The sequence below is a fragment of the Streptomyces sp. HPF1205 genome (assembly GCF_020400825.1).
GTDB lineage: Bacteria > Actinomycetota > Actinomycetes > Streptomycetales > Streptomycetaceae > Actinacidiphila.
Genome location: NZ_JAINVH010000047.1, coordinates 1 through 15,979 on the forward strand (window position 1 = coordinate 1; position 15,979 = coordinate 15,979).

15 protein-coding genes and 1 pseudogene are annotated in these 15,979 nt (G+C 74.1%); 8 read left to right on the forward strand and 8 right to left on the reverse strand.

Annotated elements, in window-relative coordinates; all coding sequences use genetic code 11:
• Positions 1–219 (reverse strand): annotated as a pseudogene (locus tag K7G61_RS32975) (cytochrome ubiquinol oxidase subunit I); the annotation flags it as partial.
• Complete coding sequence (locus tag K7G61_RS32980; protein ID WP_225850819.1) at positions 216–1,208, reverse strand: cytochrome c oxidase subunit II; 993 nt, start codon at positions 1,206–1,208, stop codon at positions 216–218. The pseudogene K7G61_RS32975 and the gene K7G61_RS32980, both read right to left, overlap by 4 nt.
• 258 nt (positions 1,209–1,466) lie before the next feature.
• Here K7G61_RS32980 and K7G61_RS32985 point away from each other — a divergent pair, with 258 nt between their 5' ends.
• Positions 1,467–2,843 (forward strand): cysteine desulfurase/sulfurtransferase TusA family protein, encoded by a 1,377-nt coding sequence (locus K7G61_RS32985; protein WP_225850820.1) that lies wholly within the window; start codon positions 1,467–1,469, stop codon positions 2,841–2,843.
• A gap of 38 nt (positions 2,844–2,881) precedes the next feature.
• Here K7G61_RS32985 and K7G61_RS32990 read toward each other — a convergent pair whose 3' ends face one another.
• Positions 2,882–3,859 (reverse strand): carbohydrate kinase family protein, encoded by a 978-nt coding sequence (locus K7G61_RS32990; protein WP_225850821.1) that lies wholly within the window; start codon positions 3,857–3,859, stop codon positions 2,882–2,884.
• A 531-nt stretch (positions 3,860–4,390) separates the two neighbouring features.
• Here K7G61_RS32990 and K7G61_RS32995 point away from each other — a divergent pair.
• Complete coding sequence (locus K7G61_RS32995) at positions 4,391–6,124, forward strand: hypothetical protein (RefSeq protein ID WP_225850822.1); 1,734 nt, start codon at positions 4,391–4,393, stop codon at positions 6,122–6,124.
• Positions 6,125–6,210: 86 nt separating this feature from the next.
• Here K7G61_RS32995 and K7G61_RS33000 read toward each other — a convergent pair whose 3' ends face one another.
• Positions 6,211–6,564 carry an iron-sulfur cluster assembly accessory protein gene (locus tag K7G61_RS33000; protein ID WP_225850852.1) on the reverse strand — a complete coding sequence of 118 codons (354 nt, stop codon included), beginning with the start codon at positions 6,562–6,564 and terminating at the stop codon, positions 6,211–6,213.
• Between the two features lie 428 nt (positions 6,565–6,992).
• On the opposite strand from K7G61_RS33000, the gene nadA reads away from it, so the two are divergent.
• The gene (gene nadA, locus K7G61_RS33005; protein ID WP_225850823.1) at positions 6,993–8,177 is read left to right on the forward strand and encodes a quinolinate synthase NadA; all 1,185 of its coding nucleotides are present in this window, start codon (positions 6,993–6,995) and stop codon (positions 8,175–8,177) included.
• A 154-nt stretch (positions 8,178–8,331) separates the two neighbouring features.
• Positions 8,332–9,243, forward strand: coding sequence for a GNAT family N-acetyltransferase (locus K7G61_RS33010; protein ID WP_225850853.1), 912 nt, complete (start codon positions 8,332–8,334; stop codon positions 9,241–9,243).
• 42 nt (positions 9,244–9,285) lie between these two features.
• Here the strand turns inward: K7G61_RS33010 and K7G61_RS33015 are convergent, their stop codons facing one another.
• The 3 genes from K7G61_RS33015 to K7G61_RS33025 form a co-directional block, all read right to left on the reverse strand.
• Positions 9,286–9,933, reverse strand: coding sequence for a hypothetical protein (locus tag K7G61_RS33015; RefSeq protein ID WP_225850824.1), 648 nt, complete (start codon positions 9,931–9,933; stop codon positions 9,286–9,288).
• Positions 9,934–10,039: 106 nt separating this feature from the next.
• On the reverse strand, positions 10,040–10,318 hold the full coding sequence (locus tag K7G61_RS33020) for a hypothetical protein (RefSeq protein ID WP_225850825.1): 279 nt from the start codon (positions 10,316–10,318) through the stop codon (positions 10,040–10,042).
• 153 nt (positions 10,319–10,471) lie between these two features.
• Positions 10,472–11,263 carry a PspA/IM30 family protein gene (locus K7G61_RS33025; RefSeq protein WP_225850826.1) on the reverse strand — a complete coding sequence of 264 codons (792 nt, stop codon included), beginning with the start codon at positions 11,261–11,263 and terminating at the stop codon, positions 10,472–10,474.
• A gap of 191 nt (positions 11,264–11,454) precedes the next feature.
• Between K7G61_RS33025 and K7G61_RS33030 the strand changes: the two genes are divergently transcribed.
• The 3 genes from K7G61_RS33030 to K7G61_RS33040 all read left to right on the forward strand — a co-directional run bounded on the left by K7G61_RS33030 (position 11,455) and on the right by K7G61_RS33040 (position 14,236).
• Positions 11,455–12,042, forward strand: coding sequence for a DUF3043 domain-containing protein (locus K7G61_RS33030; protein ID WP_225850827.1), 588 nt, complete (start codon positions 11,455–11,457; stop codon positions 12,040–12,042).
• 161 nt (positions 12,043–12,203) lie between these two features.
• On the forward strand, positions 12,204–13,046 hold the full coding sequence (locus tag K7G61_RS33035; protein ID WP_374204323.1) for a class I SAM-dependent methyltransferase: 843 nt from the start codon (positions 12,204–12,206) through the stop codon (positions 13,044–13,046).
• A gap of 107 nt (positions 13,047–13,153) precedes the next feature.
• Complete coding sequence (locus K7G61_RS33040) at positions 13,154–14,236, forward strand: S1C family serine protease (protein ID WP_225850828.1); 1,083 nt, start codon at positions 13,154–13,156, stop codon at positions 14,234–14,236.
• Positions 14,237–14,290: 54 nt separating this feature from the next.
• Here K7G61_RS33040 and K7G61_RS33045 read toward each other — a convergent pair whose 3' ends face one another.
• A complete protein-coding gene (locus K7G61_RS33045) occupies positions 14,291–14,506 on the reverse strand; it encodes a hypothetical protein (RefSeq protein ID WP_225850829.1) in 216 nt (71 codons plus the stop codon).
• Between the two features lie 219 nt (positions 14,507–14,725).
• On the opposite strand from K7G61_RS33045, the gene K7G61_RS33050 reads away from it, so the two are divergent.
• On the forward strand, positions 14,726–15,934 hold the full coding sequence (locus K7G61_RS33050; RefSeq protein WP_225850830.1) for a bifunctional adenosylcobinamide kinase/adenosylcobinamide-phosphate guanylyltransferase: 1,209 nt from the start codon (positions 14,726–14,728) through the stop codon (positions 15,932–15,934).
• The last annotated feature ends 45 nt before the right edge of the window (positions 15,935–15,979 follow it).

The following is a 15,979-nucleotide window of genomic DNA, read 5'->3' on the forward strand; positions in this document are numbered from 1 at the left end:
CGGCCGCGCCAGTTCGGCGCGCATGAGCAGCGCGAGCACGCCGCCGATGATGAAGAACGCGAACGACGTGATCAGGTACAGGCTGCCGATGGTCTTGTGGTCGGTGGTGCTGAGCCACTTGACCACGACGGAGCCGCGGTCGTGCCGCCGGATGGGGATTTCGTCCTCGTACGAGTCGTCGGCCTCCGCCGCGCCCTGAGGTTCGTTGAGAATGCTCATGTGGTCTTGGGCTCCGAGTTCTTCGCGTTGCCCGTGGTGGGAATGCCGGCCGGGATGTAACCCGTCTGACCCTTCGCCGCCAGGTCCTTGAGGTGCTGCTGGTACTGCTGCGGCGTCACGACCTTGACGTTGAACAGCATCCGGGAGTGGTCCTGCCCGCAGAGCTCGGCGCACTTGCCCTTGAAGTCACCGATCTTGTTCGGCGTCACCTGGAAGACGTTGGTGTGGCCGGGGATGACGTCCATCTTCATCAGGAAGGGGATGACCCAGAAGGAGTGGATCACGTCGCGCGAGGTGAGCACGAACCGCACGGTCTGCCCCTCGGGCAGCCACAGGGTCGGGCCCGGCAGGCCCGTGTCCGGGTCCACGCTGGCGGGAGTGCCCACTTCGTAGACACCCTCGTCGCCGGGCGTGAAGTCCAGCTTGCTCGCGGGGATCGCGGACAGCTGGCTGGGCACGGTGGCTCCGGTGGCCGGGTTGCCGTCCACGTCGGCCACGTAGTTGAAGCCCCAGCTCCATTGGAAGCCGACCACGTTGATCACGTTCTGCGGCTTCTTGGAGGTCTCGAGCAGCTTCGACTCGTCCCGTGCGGTGAAGTAGAAGAGCACCGCGATCACGAGGATCGGCACGAACGTGTAGAGCGCCTCGATGGGCATGTTGTAGCGGGTCTGCGGAGGGACCTCCACCTTGGTCCGGCTGCGCCGGTGGAAGATCACGCTCCACAGGATCAAGCCCCAGACAAGGCAGCCCGTCGCCAGCGCGGCGGCCCAGGATCCCTGCCACAGGGAGAGGATCCGGGGTGCCTGTTCCGTGGCGGGACTGGGCATGCCGAGTCGGGGATAGTCCTTGTACGAGCAGCCAGTGGCGGTCGCCAGGACCAGGCCCGCGGCCAGCGCCCGCGGCAGCCATCGCCGTACCGGGCGCCGCGACGTGGAAGTACCTCCCACGCCAGTCTGGCCGTGGGGGAGGTCGGAGCCGTTGGGACTCACGTAGCGCCTTCCCGAGAGTCTCGCCCGCGCGTGTCGAGTGTTCCGGCCGTCTGCTGGTCGGTCGGCCCGTGCGCGGACACCAGGTGTGGATGTTTATGCGGACCAAACCCTACTGGACGCTATTTGGGGTCGCGCGGCCAGGGGGTACAACGCGCCGGGCCTCACTCCGAAGGGGCGCCGAAGGGGTGGAATCACCCGTTCCGCGCCCGTGGCACCCGGCATCCGACAGCGCCCGGAGGCGGGTTGTACCGTGCTGACGTGTCCTATTTCGACATGGCTTCGGCCGCTCCGCTGCACCCCGTGGCCCGCGAGGCACTGAACGCGGCACTTGACGAGGGATGGGCCGACCCGGCCCGGCTCTACCGCGAGGGCCGCCGGGCGCGGCTGCTGCTCGACGCGGCCCGCGAGGCCGCGGCGGAGGCGGTGGGCGCTCGCCCCGACGAACTCGTCTTCACTCCTTCGGGGACAAGGGCGCTGCACTCCGCGGTTGCCGGCGCGATGGCCGGGCGGCGCAGGACGGGCCGGCACCTGGTCCGGTCCGCGGTCGAGCACTCGGCGGTGCTGCACGCGGCCGAGCCGTACGACGTCACGTCGGTGGGCGTGGACCGCTCCGGCCTGGTCGCCGCCGGGGACTTCGCGGCGGCGCTGCGCGCGGACACCGCGCTGGCCTGCCTGCAGTCGGCGAACCACGAGGTGGGTACGGTCCAGCCGGTCGCCGAAGTGGCCGACCTGTGCCGGGCGTCGGGGGTGCCGCTGCTGGTGGACGCGGCGCAGTCGCTGGGGTGGGGACCGGTCGAGGGTGCGTGGTCACTGCTCGCCGGCAGTGCGCACAAATGGGGCGGACCGCCCGGAGTCGGACTCCTGGTGGTGCGCAAGGGGACCCGGTACGCGCCCCAGGAGCCCGCGGACGAACGGGAGTCGGGCCGCTCGCCGGGCTTCGGGAACCTGCCCGCCGTCGTCGCAGCGGCCGCGTCGCTGCGCGCGGTGCGCGCCGAGGCCGCGGCGGCCGCGCGGCGGCTGTCCGACCTGGTGGACCTGATCAGGGCGCGGGTCCCGGACCTGGTCCCCGACACCGAGGTGGTGGGCCACGACCGGCTGCGGCTGCCGCACCTGGTCACCTTCTCCTGCCTGTACGTGGACGGCGAGGCCCTGCTGACGGCCCTGGACCGGGCCGGGTTCTCGGTGTCCTCCGGTTCGTCGTGCACGTCGAGCACGCTGACCCCCAGCCATGTGCTCAAGGCGATGGGTGTGCTCTCCGAGGGCAACGTGCGGGTGTCGCTGCCGCCGGCCACCACCCGGGCCGAGGTCGACCGCTTCCTGGAGGTGCTGCCGGGCGTGGTGGCCGGGGTGCGGGCCGAGTTGGGCGCGCCGGAGGCGGTCGGGGCCGCCCCCTCCGGAACTCCGGACGAGGGCGGCCTGCTGGTCGACGCGCTCGGCAAGCGCTGCCCGATCCCGGTCATCGAGCTGGCCAAGGTGGTCGGCGACGTACCGGTCGGCGGCCTGGTGACCGTCCTGTCCGACGACGAGGCGGCCCGCCTCGACATCCCCGCGTGGTGCGGGATGGTCGGCCAGGAGTACGTGGGGGAACGCCCGTCCGCCCGCGGCGCCGCCTACGTGGTGCGCCGCAGGGCCTGAACGGCCGGAACTCCCGGTCCAGCGGGACCCGAGCGGTCTCAGTCCCGCAGGTGGGCGCGGACCTCGGACGCGGCGTCGTCGCCGTACGCCTTGGTGAAGCGCTCGACGAAGTGCGCGCGGCGCAGCTCGTACTCCTGGGTGCCGACGGTCTCGATGACGAGGGTGGCGAGCATGCAGCCGACCTGCGCGGCGCGTTCCAGGCCGACGCCCCAGGCCAGGCCGGACAGGAAGCCGGCGCGGAAGGCGTCGCCGACGCCGGTCGGGTCGGCCTTGGCCTCCTCCTCCGGGCAGCCGACCTCGATCGGCGGCTCGCCCTCGCGGTCCACGCGGACGCCCCGGGCGCCGAGGGTGGTGACGCGCGTACCGACCCGCTCCAGGATCTCGTCGGCCGACCAGCCGGTCTTGGACTCGATGAGGCCCTTCTCGTACTCGTTGTTGAACAGGTACGCGGCGCCGTCCACGAGGGTGCGGATGTCGTCGCCGTTCATGCGGGCGATCTGCTGGGAGAAGTCGGCGGCGAAGGGGATGCCGCGGGCGCGGCACTCCTCGGTGTGCCGGATCATCGCTTCGGGGTCGTCGGCGCCGATGGACACCAGGTCGAGACCGCCGACCCGGTCGGCGACGTGCTGCAGCTCGATCAGCCGGGCCTCGCTCATGGCTCCGGTGTAGAAGGAGCCGATCTGGTTGTGGTCGGCGTCGGTGGTGCAGATGAAGCGGGCGGTGTGCAGCACCTCGGAGATCCGCACGGAGGCGGTGTCCACACCGTGCCGCTCCAGCCAGGCCCGGTACTCACCGAAGTCGTTGCCCGCCGCGCCGACGAGGACGGGCCGCACGCCCAGCTGCCCCATGCCGAAGCAGATGTTGGCGCCGACCCCGCCGCGGCGCACCTCCAGGGCGTCGACCAGGAAGGACAGCGACACCGTGTGCAGCTGGTCGGCCACGAACTGGTCGGCGAACCGGCCCGGGAACGTCATCAGGTGGTCGGTGGCGATGGATCCGGTGACGGCGATACGCACGGTGGCTGACTCCTGGGGGCCTGTGTCGGGGGGTGGGCCTGTGTCGGGGGACCTGTGGCGGCGGGCGGGACCTGGGCGGACCCGGGGTTCGGGGAACCACCCGATAGTAGGGCTTTCTCCGCGGGGACCACGTGTCCAGGGTCGCAGACATGAGCGGTGTCCCGCCCGTGCTTCTCCCCCCTTCCCAGCCGGCCGAACCGCCGGTCGCCGAAAGCGGCCGGCCGGCGGCTGCCGGCGCGCGGCCGGGCTCGGGAGGGCCCCCGGCCACCGCGACGCGGCCCGCGTGACCCCGGCCGGCCTGCGGCGTGTCACCGTGCCGCCGGTGTCCGCCCATGTGGTGGAGGGGGACGCGGGGTACGCGGACCGGGCCGCGGCACCGGCCGGATTCCACCCGTTCGGCCGAGCGGCGAGCCCCCGTGGCGGCGCCCGGGCCGACGTCCGGGCCGACGCCCGCGGAACCGGTCGGCGGCTCGCCGCGTCCCATCGGCACCAAGCGGTCACCAGACGGTGAGCAAGCCGAAGGAGCACGCGGTGAGCAGCGAGCACGACGAGGACGCCCGCACAGGTGAGGACACCGGCACGGAGGCGCGGGAGCCCGGCCGGGACGAGGACCGCGGACCCGCCCGCAGGTCGCGGCTGGTGGTGGCCTGCGTTGCCGCGGCCGTGCTGCTGGCCGGGGGCGGCGGCGCCTGGTGGGCGGCCGCGGCGGGCGGCGGCTCCTCCGACGCGGGTGGGAACCGCCCGTCGGGGAACGGCGAACCGCGGGACGCGAGCGCGCCGGAGGGTTGGCCCGTCGCGGGTGCCGTGTACAAGCTGACGGGGACGCTTCCGGCCCACGGTCCGAAGAGCGCCCCGGTCTACCGCCCGTCGGGCCGGGTGGGCCAGGACGAGGTACGCCGGCTCGCCACCGCGCTGGGCCTGAGCGGCCCGGTCGTCGACGATCAGGGCTTCTGGCGGGTGGGTACGGCGCCGGGCACCGGCACCGGGCCCGTCCTGACCGTGGGCAAGGAGGGCCCGGCCACATGGTCGTACCTGCGGGCCGCGCCCCCGGTCCCGCACATGCGGCCGGACGCCACCGGGAACCAGGGCCCGGCCGCCTCCCCCGCGCCCGGCGGCGCCGGTCCCGCCTCCGGGGCTTCCACCTCCTCGCACCCGGGGTCCGGTGCTTCCGTTTCCTCGGGCCCGGCCGCCGCCGCCTCCTCCGGCGCCTCGGCGCCGGACGTCGCGGCCGCCCCGTCGGCGGTGGCCACGCCTGCCCCCGCCCCGCGGAACACGGTGATCACCTATACGGCGAAGGCGGCCGACCCCGCCGAGCCGCCGGTGTCCGAGGCGAAGGCGATGTCCGTGGCCGCCCCCGTCCTGGCGGAGCTGGGCCTGTCCGGCGCGCGGACCGACGCCTCGCGGACGCTCGGCCCGATGCGGACGGTGACCGCGGACCCGGTGGTCGGCGGACTGCCCACGTCCGGCTGGAGCACCCAGCTGGAGATCGGCCACGACGGGAAGCTGGACGAGGGCTACGGGCGGCTCGCGCCGCTCACCGCGGGCGGCACCTACCCGGTGGACGGCGCGGCCGCCGCCTTCAAGCGGCTCGGCGCCGAAAGCGCGGCCACGGCCACCGTGTGCTCGGCCCCGGTCCCGAGTGCGACGCACCCGTCCGACGACAAGAAGCTGCCGCTGTCGCGGCCGTGCATGTCGGCCGGCAGCCCCCGCACGATGGAGGTGCGCGGCGCGGCCTTCGGGCTGTCGGCGCAGTTCATGTCGGGTACGCAGGAGTTGGTGCCGTCCTGGCTGTTCGACGTCGCGCCCTCCGGCGTGCGGACGACGTCCGTGGTGGCCGAGCCCGCGGTGCCCGCCGCCGACCTGTCCGGCGGCTCGGCGGGGACCGAACCGGGTCAAAGCGGTCCCGGCCGGTCCGCTCCTGGCCGGACACCGTCGCCGGGCGTGAACCCGGGCGGCCCCGACATGCCGGGACCGGCCATGCCGTCCGACCCGCGGGCGCCGCTGCACGTGAAGCCGACCGGCTACCGGGCGAGCGGTACGACCCTGACCCTGACGTTCTTCGGCGGCGTGTGCGACACGTACAAGGCCACCGCGGACGAGAGCGCGACGCAGGTGCGGGTGAACGTGACGGCCACGCCCAAGCCGTCGGTCCGCGTGTGCCCGATGATCGCCCGCAGCTTCACCGTGTCGGTGCAGCTCAAGCAGCCGCTGGGGGACCGTACCGTGGTGAACGCCCAGGACGGGCGGCCGGTCAAGGGACAGTGACCGGTACGCCTGCACAAAGAAGCGGCGGCACCTGGTGGGGGTGCCGCCGCTTTCTGCCGCTCGGCGGGAGTCGCCGGTGGCGGGACTCAGTGGAAGGAGTCGCCGCAGGCGCAGGAGCCCGTCGCGTTCGGGTTGTCGATGGTGAAGCCCTGCTTCTCGATGGTGTCCACGAAGTCGATCGAGGCGCCGCCCAGGTACGGGGCGCTCATCCGGTCCGTGACGACCTTGACCCCGCCGAAGTCCTTGACGACGTCGCCGTCGAGCGAACGCTCGTCGAAGAAGAGCTGGTAGCGCAGGCCCGAGCAGCCACCGGGCTGAACGGCGACCCGCAGCGCGAGGTCCTCACGGCCCTCCTGCTCCAGCAAGCTCTTCACCTTGGCGGCCGCGGCGTCGGACAGGATGATGCCCTCGCTCGTGGTGGTCTCGTCCTGAACCGTCATCTGCTTCACTCCCGGGTTGTACGGACTTCTGGGTATCGATGGCCAACAGCGGCCCTCGCGGATTCATTCCGTGCCGGAGCGGCCGTCGCGGTACTCCGCGTCGTCCCTCTCCGTGCCCGCTTCTGTCCTCCTCCATGCTCGCACACGGCCGGATGATGCGGCCGCGGCAGCCGCCGGACGCCCCTACGTGCCCCTTTTCACCCGCGCGCGCCCCTGGCGGGCAGGTGTCCCCGCCGGGGCCGGCGCTCGCCTCCACTCGGGCCGGCGCCCGCCTCGGCCCCGGCCGCTGCCCGCCTCCGCCCCCGTACTCCGGGGAATGCGTCACATTGACGAGACCAGTGTCGTCAATGTGACACGAAGCGGCTATGATAGATAGCGTCAAGTAGACGAAAAGGTCTGCTGTGCCGCAAAGAAAGGGCTACGGGCCCGTGACCACCACCGAAACGCCGGCCGACGCGCTGGACGTACAGCCCACTCCCCTCGCCCTGCTCCTGCTCGGCCGCGAGTCCGACCCGCGCAGCGAGCGCGGCGTGGACTGCCCCGGCGACCTGCCCGCCCCGTCCGACCCCGACCTGGTGGCACGCGCCCGGGCCGCGAAGGCGCGCCTGGGCAGCAAGGTCTTCGTCCTCGGCCACCACTACCAGCGCGACGAGGTGATCGAGTTCGCCGACGTGACCGGCGACTCCTTCAAGCTGGCCAGGGACGCGGCGGCCCGGCCCGAGGCGGAGTACATCGTCTTCTGCGGGGTCCACTTCATGGCCGAGTCCGCGGACATCCTCACCACGGACCGGCAGCAGGTCGTCCTCCCCGACCTGGCGGCCGGCTGCTCCATGGCGGACATGGCGAGCGCGGAGCAGGTCGCCGAGTGCTGGGACGTGCTGACCGAGGCCGGCGTGGCGGACACGACGGTCCCGGTGACCTACATGAACTCCTCGGCGGACATCAAGGCGTTCACCGGGCGGCACGGCGGCACCATCTGCACCTCCTCCAACGCCCGGCGGGCCCTGGAGTGGGCGTTCGAGCAGGGCGAGAAGGTGCTGTTCCTGCCCGACCAGCACCTCGGCCGCAACACCGCGGTGCGCGAGATGGGCTTCTCGCTCGACGACTGCGTGGTCTACAACCCGCACAAGCCGGGCGGCGGGGTGAGCGCCGAGCAGCTTCGCGCGGCGAAGATGATCCTGTGGCGCGGCCACTGCTCGGTGCACGGCCGCTTCTCGCTGGACTCGGTGCGGGAGGTCAGGGACCGCATACCCGGTGTCAACGTCCTCGTGCACCCCGAGTGCAGGCACGAGGTGGTCGCCGCCGCCGACCAGGTGGGCTCGACCGAGTACATCATCAAGACCCTCGACGCGGCCCCGGCCGGCTCGGCGTGGGCCGTGGGCACCGAGCTCAACCTGGTGCGGCGGCTGGCCAACGCCCACCCGGACAAGCGGATCGTCTTCCTCGACCGCACCGTCTGCTTCTGCTCCACCATGAACCGCATCGACCTGCCGCACCTGGTGTGGGCCCTGGAGTCGCTGGCCGACGGCAAGGTGGTCAACCGCATCCAGGTGGACGCCGAGACCGAGCACTTCGCCAAGCTCGCCCTGGAGCGGATGCTCGCCCTCCCGTAACCCCCGCGCCCCGAAGGCCGTCGCGGGTCCGCGTCCAGGACGCGGTTCGCGTCCGCACCCTGGACGCGGTTGCGGCCCGCGCCCAGGACGCGGCTTCCCGGCCGTGTCCTTAACCGGCGGCGCCCCGGCGGCGGATGATGGAGCGGTGACTCCGCTGATTCTGCGACCGGTACGGGACGACGAGGCGGACGCCGCACTGGTACGGGAGGTGGCCGCCGCCGCGTTCGGCGCGCGCCGGGCGCTGCCCCTGGGGTACGGCTCCGGCGGGCGGGCGGGCGGCGGTCCGCCGCCCGCCGAGGAGTGGCCGGCGGACCGGACGGCGCGGTACGTCGGCCGTACCCGGCACCTGGCGCGTACCGACGCCGGAGGGTGCTGGCTGGTCGAGGACCGGGCGGCCGGGCCGATCGCGGTGGCGCTGTCCGCCCGGCGGGAGGGGACCTGGTCGCTGCCGCTGCTGGCGGTGGTGCCCGAGGCGCAGGGCAAGGGGGTCGGGCGGACGCTGCTGGCCCGGGCGATGGAGTACGGCAGGGCCTGTCTGCGCGGGCTGGCCTGCGCGCCGGCCGAACCCGTGGCCGTGCGCACCCTGCGCCACGCGGGGTTCGACGTGCACCCCACGATGCGGCTGACCGGACCGGCCGACCCCGCCCGCCTGGAGCCGCCGGACGGCGCTGTCCACGAGGGCACCGCCCGCCACCGCGACCTGATGGACTCCGTCGACCGGCGCACCCGCGGCGGCGCCCACGGCCCCGACCACGAGGAACTGCTGCGCCACCACCGCCTGTTCGTCGTGGACGACCTGGCCGGCAGCGGCTACTGCTACGCGCGCGGCGGCCGCGTCGAGGCCCTCGCGGCCACTTCCCGGCGGCTGGCCACCCGCCTCCTCACCGCCGCCCTTCTCGCCGCACCGCCCGGCGAACCCGTCCACGTGGGCCGTGTGGTGGCCGAGGCGCAGTGGGCGGTGGACGTCGCCGTGGCGGCGGGTCTGCAGATCGTCCCGGACGGCTTCGTGTGCCTGCGCGGCATGCGCCCGCACGAACTGGCGCTCACCTCGGACCTGCTGCCGTGACGAGGATGCGGCGACGAGGGTGCGGCGGAGCCCGGCGGGCGGTCAGTTCAAGCCGATCCACTGGCTGTTGAAGGGCAGCGGGACGACCTGGCGGGCGAGGTCGACGGCCGGCGGCAGGGTGGTGGCGGCCGCCCGGATCATGGAGTAGCGCATACGGCCGGGCGGGGCGCCCGCATCGGCGGTCATACCCGCGCCCGACGCCTTGAAGTTCAGGCCCGAGGTGACGCCGTTGCAGAGGAAGACGACGTAATAGCGCCCGGCGGCGGCGTGGTACGGCGTGGTCCACGGCACCTCGTTCACCCGCTGGTGCTCCGGGCTGGACCAGAGGGGCGTCTGGTCGGCGGTCCGCGCGAGGAGCCTGCCGGTGGAGCTGTAGAGGCCGATGAGGTTCTGGCCGGGGGTCAGGCCGGTGGGCTGGGCGCCGGACAGGCCGTACAGGACGTGGGTGAGGGTGGCCGGGGACCGCAGCAGGACCGCGGTGAGGAAGAGGTAGCCATTGGTGCGGGCGGTGGGGTTCCAGGTGGCGCCGGCGCCCGAGGGATCGTAGTCCCAGGCGATCAGCCCCTGGTCGGCGGGCTGCCACACCGGTACGGCGGCGCCTTTCGCGTCGCCGGGCCCACCGCCGCCCGACGTACAGCCGGCGAGTGCTCCGGCACACAGCAGCGCCACGACGGCACGGCGTACACGCATCGCTCCCACTCCCCCTGAAGCCAGATCGGCGATCCGTCCAGGGAGAGTACGCGGCGGCCCGCGCGGTTCCGGGCCGTGGCCGGCAACGGGGCGGAGGGCGGGGCGGTCAGCCCGGGATCAGGCCGTCCTCGCGGAGCATCTCCCGGACCTCCTCCAGACTGGCGTCGGGCGAGGGCAGGATCAGCTCGGAGGGTTCGAGCGAGTCGTCGGGCAGCGGGCTGCCGAGCCTGCGCACCCCGGCGAGCAGGGCCTCCAGGGTGCGGTGGAAGCCCTCGTCGTCGCCGGCCCGGACGGCGGCCATCAGCTCGTCGTCCAGCGCGTTCAGTTCGGCGACGCGGGCATCGTCCAGCGTCACCTGGCCCTCCCCCATGATCCGTACGATCATGTCGGCCTCCTCGTCGGGTCCGCGGTCGCGCGGTCCGTCGTCCGGTCGGTACGTGCGCGGGCCGGTCGAGTCCGCGGGCCGGGGCGCCCGCGGGCCGGGCGTCCCACGGCCCCCGGAGCCGCGGCCGGTCCCGGGGTGAGCGACAAGATCGTGTCAGCTCTTGTCGAACTTCGGCGTGTCCTGCGGCTGGTTCTGCGCGGACTGGCCGCTCTGGCCGCCCTCGATGGCCTGGGGGGCGGCGCCGCCGGCCAGCTCCGCCTTCATCCGCTGCAGCTCCAGCTCCACGTCGCTGCCGCCGGAGAGCCGGTCCAGTTCGGCCTGGATGTCGTCCTTGGCCAGGCCGCTCGGGTCGTCCAGGGCGCCGGAGGCCAGCAGCTCGTCCAGGGCGCCGGCCCGGGCCCGCAGCTGCTCGGTCTTGTCCTCGGCCCGCTGGATGGCCATGCCGACGTCGCCCATCTCCTCGGAGATGCCGGAGAACGCCTCGCCGATCTGGGTCTGCGCCTGGGCCGCGGTGTAGGTGGCCTTGATGGTCTCCTTCTTGGTGCGGAAGGCGTCGACCTTGGCCTGGAGCCGCTGGGAGGCCAGGGTGAGCTTCTCCTCCTCGCCCTGGAGCTGGGTGTGCTGCGCCTCCAGGTCGGTGACCTGCTGCTGGAGCGCGGCGCGGCGGGACAGCGCCTCCCGGGCCAGGTCCTCGCGGCCCAGCGCGAGCGCCTTGCGGCCCTGGTCCTCGTAGGTGGCGGACTTCTTCTGCAGCTCGGTGAGCTGCAGCTCCAGCCGCTTGCGGGAGGTGGCGACGTCCGCCACGCCCCGGCGCACCTTCTGCAGCAGTTCGAGCTGCTTCTGGTACGAGTAGTCGAGGGTTTCGCGCGGGTCCTCGGCCCTGTCCAGGGCCTTGTTGGCCTTCGCGCGGAAAATCAATCCCATCCGCTTCATGACACCGCTCATGGGCCTCGCGCGCCCCCTTCTCGGCAACAGCTCCGGCTCTACAGACCCCAGCGTACGGGCCCTGGTTCCATTACCGCACTGTTCGGGCACGGATGCGGTCATCCCCAAGGACGATCACGGTTCGGCGACCTCCGGCCCAGGGAGTAGGAGGGGGGCTGGGGTCGCGCGGCCGGAGTACGTAAGCTGGAGTCGTGTTCCGACGCCGTTCCCACGATGAGCAGTCCGCCAGCACCACCTTGCTGGAGGACCGGCCCCGCGATCCGCAGGCCCCCAAGGGCCGCCCGACCCCCAAGCGCAACGAAGCGCAGAGCGCCCGCCGCAAGGCGGCCGTCGCGCCCAAGGACCGCAAGGCGGCGGCCCGTGCCGCCCGCGAGGCGCGCCGGGTGGACCTCGCCAAGCAGCGCGAGGCCCTGGCGGGAGGCGACGAGCGGTACCTGCCGGGCCGCGACCGCGGCCCGGTGCGCAAGTTCGTCCGCGACTACGTGGACGGGCGCTTCCGGGTGGCCGAGATCTTCCTGCCGATCGCCGTGGTCATCGTGATCATGAGCCTGATCCAGGTCGGCTCGCTGCGCGACATCTCGCTGCTGCTGTGGCTGGTGGTGATCGTGATGATCGTCACGGACTCGCTGGTCACCGGACTGCGGCTGCGGAGCCTGCTGCGCAAGCGGTTCCCGGACGAGAACACCAGGGGCGCGGTCGCCTACGGGCTGATGCGCTCCATCCAGATGCGCCGGCTGCGGCTGCCCAAGCCCCAGGTCGGCCGCGGCGCCAAGCGCTGACGCCCTGAGTGCGCGGACCGCTCGCCGTACCTGCGGCGGCGGCCCGCGGATCGCTGCGAGCACCTGACCGGGCCCCCTGGGGGGACGCGCTCCCCGGCGTGGTGCGCCGGCCCCCGCCGGAGGCGGGACCACCCCGGCAGGCGGGAGGGAACGGAATCGCGATGGACTTCGGCGTGACCGGAAGCACGGTCCCGGGCGCGGCGGGCTTCTCCGGCGGCGCGGAGGGCTGGCTGGCGGGTCTTGGCGGGCTGCGGAACACCGTCCGCCAGGAGCTGGTCGCCCGGCAGCTCGACGAGCAGCTCGCCGCCTGCTTCCCCCAGCCGTCCGGCGCCCACGCGCTGCGGCGGCTGCGCGTCCTGGACATCGGCCCCGGGCAGGGCACGCAGGCGCTGCGGCTGGCCCGGGCCGGCCACCTGGTCACGGGCCTGGAGAAGGACCCGGCGATGCTCGCCGCCCTGCGCGCGGCGGTCGCCCGCGAGGCCGCCGACGTACGCGACAGGTTCGTGGTGCTGCCCGGCGACGGCCGGGAGACCGGCCGCCACTTCGGCCCCGCCTGCTTCGACGTGGTGCTGTGCCACGGCGTGCTGATGTACGTGCCGGAGCCCGAGCCGATGCTCGCCGCGCTCGCGCGGGTGCTGGCGCCCGGCGGACTGCTGTCCCTGGTGGTGCGCAACGGCGACGCCCTGGCGATGCGGCCCGGCCTGCTCGGCGACTGGCAGGGCGCGCTGGACGCGTTCGGCTCCGCCTCGTACACCAACCGGCTGGGCCTGGCGACCAGGGCGGACCGCCGCGAGGACCTCGACGCGACCCTGTCGGGCATCGGGGTGCCGCTGCGCGCCTGGTACGGGGTGCGGGTCTTCACCGACGCCGCCGCCGACCGGGCCCTGCCCCCGCGCGATCCGGCGGACCTGGCCCGCCTGCTCGACGCGGAGGACCGCGCGGGCCGCGAGGACCCGTACCGGGGGGTGGCGGCGCTCCTGCACCTGTGCGGCGTGCGGGGCTGAGCGCCGCCCGGGTCGCGCGCCGGCGCGTCCGGGAACGGGCGGGGGCCGGGGACCCGTATGGCCGCCCGGGCCGGGCCCGGGGGACCGCGGAAAGCGACAATTCCGGTATGAGCGGATCACGTCTTTCGAGGGGCCGGCTGCTGGGGGCGGCGGGCGTCGCCGGCGCCCTGGCGCTCGCCGCCGGGTGCGACTCCGCCGGGGGTTCGGGCGCCACCACCAGGACGGCGACGACCTCCGGGGCGACCGCGGGCGCGGCCGCCTCCTCGGCCGAGGATCTGCAGGCCGCGTACGAGAACGCCGTGCGGACCGTGCTGCCCTCGGTCGTGCAGATCACCACCAGCGCGGACCTGGGCTCGGGCATCGTCTACGACACCAAGGGCGACATCGTCACCAACGCCCACGTACTGGGCGGCGCCAAGTCCTTCAAGGTGCAGCTCGCGACCGGCGGCAGCCCCATCGGCGCGCGGCTCGTGTCGTCCTTCCCCGCCAACGACCTCGCCGTGATCAAGCTGGACTCGACGCCCGGCGGGCTGAAGCCGGCGACCTTCGCCGACTCGAACAAGATCGCGGTCGGCGAGATCGTGCTGGCGATGGGCAACCCGCTCGGCCTGTCCGGAAGTGTCAGCGAGGGCATCGTCTCGGCGACCGGCCGTACGGTCAGCGAGGGCGGCAGCGCCGGCGGGACGGGAGCGACCATCCCCGACATGGTGCAGACGTCCGCCGCGATCAACCCGGGCAACAGCGGTGGCGCCCTGGTCGACCTGAACGACCAGGTGATCGGCATCCCCACGCTCGCGGCCACCGACCCGCAGTTCGGCGGCGGCTCAGCGCCGGGCATCGGCTTCGCGATCGGCTCCTCCACGGTGAAGCGGATCGCCGACCAGATCATCGCCAACGGCAAGGTCACCGACTCCGGCCGGGCCGCGCTCGGGGTGACCGTGCGCGGTGTGGTCGACCAGAACTTCCAGCCGTCCGGCACGGCGATCGTCCGCCTCGCACCGGGGGGCGCGGCCCAGAAGGCGGGCCTGCGGGTCGGCGACGTGATCACGAAGGTCGACGGCTCCGCCATCACCACCGTGCAGTCGCTGACGGAGACCCTCGCGGGCTACAAGCCGGGCGAGCGGGTGCCGGTGACCTACGACAGGAGCGGGTCGTCGCACACGGTCCAGGTGACGCTGGGCTCGCTGTGACGGCCGGCCGACCCGGGGCGCCGCGAGCCCCGGGCCGGGCCGGCCGCCGCGCCGTCAGACCTCGGTGGTGTCGCCGTGCAGGCTCATCGGGCCGTAGACCTTCTGGTCGCCCTCGTAGAGCTCGACCTGGTCGGCGCCGCCTTCCAGCAGGTCCTTCCACACCTCGCCGATCCACGACTCGGCGTCCCCCTGGGTGGTGAACTCCTCGGGCTGCACCGCGGGCTCCACCTCGGTGCCGTCGGCCTTCTCGAACCGCCACATCCACGCCATGTGTGCTTCTCCTCGGTTGTCGTCGCCGGGTCGTCGTCGGGCTCGATCGGGCTGCTGCGGCCGCCTGGTGCAGCGTATCCGTCCGAGATCCTTTTGGCGCCGGCCACCCGCCACCCGCCGGGCCGCGGGGCCCCGGGAACCCGCCGCCCGGCGGTCGCCGCCGTCCCTCATCGTGAACCGGGCGCGACCGCGGCCGCCGGACGCGAGACGATCGTTGACGTGGAACTGACGTTGCTCGGCACCGGGTCCCCCGAGGGGCTGCCGGTGCCCGACTGCCCGTGCGCGGTGTGCGCGGCCTCGACGGGCGAGGGCGCGCGCGGCGCGACCGCCCTGCTGGTCGACGGCGTGGTGCTGGTGGACCTCACGCCCGGGCCGGCCCTGGCCGCGGCCAGGGCCGGGCAGAGCCTGGCCGGGCTGCGGCTCGTACTGCTGTCGCACCCGCACAACGGACCCGCGGTGGAGATCCCGCCGGTCCTGCCCGCCCCCACCCGGGTGCCGGACGGGCGCCGGCTGCCGCTGATCACCGGTCACCGGGTGGCGGCCGTGGCGACGGACGCGCCGGGCACGGGGTACGCGATCGAGTCGCCCGACGGCATGCGCGCGCTGTACCTGCCGCCGGGCTGCGCGCCCGCGGGCCCCGTACCGGCGCAGACGGCCCCGTACGACTTGGTGCTCCTCGACGCGGCCGGGCGGCCCGACGCGCTGGCGAAGCTGCGGGCGGCGGGCGCGGTCACCGGTACGACCGACGTGGTGGCGGTCCACCTCGGGCACGACGCCGCGCCGGCCGGCCCCGAGCTCGACCGGCGGCTGGCCGCGCTCGGCGCGCGGGCCGTGCCGGACGGCACCACCCTGGTCGCCGGCGACTACCAGAAGGTGCCCGACGTGCCCCGCCGCACCCTCGTGCTCGGCGGCGCACGTTCCGGCAAGTCGGTGGAGGCCGAGCGGCGGCTGGCGGCGTTCCCCGGCGTGGTCTACGTGGCCACCGGCGGCACCCGCGCGGACGACGCCGAGTGGACGCGGCGCGTGGCACACCACCGCGAACGCCGTCCGGCGTCCTGGCGCACGGAGGAGACCTGCGACCTCGTCCCCCTGCTGGCGGCGTCCGACGGTCCCCCGCTGCTCGTCGACTGCCTGTCGCTGTGGCTCACCGACGTCATGGACGAGGCCGGCGCCTGGGACGACGACGCCTGGCGGCGCGGAGCCGCCGACGAGGTCCGCGCGCGTGCCGCCGAACTGGCCGCCGCCTGGCGCGCCACCCGCCGCACGGTCGTGGCCGTCTCCAACGAGGTCGGCTCGGGCGTCGTCCCGGCAACCTCCTCCGGCCGGCGCTTCCGTGACGAACTCGGCCGCCTCAACGCCGCGATCGCCGCCGAGTCCGAGCACGTCCTGCTGGTCGTGGCGGGCCAGGCGGTACCGCTGCGCGGCTGACGGCGCATCGGACCGGCCCCCGGCGCCGGGCGTCCGGCGTCCGGG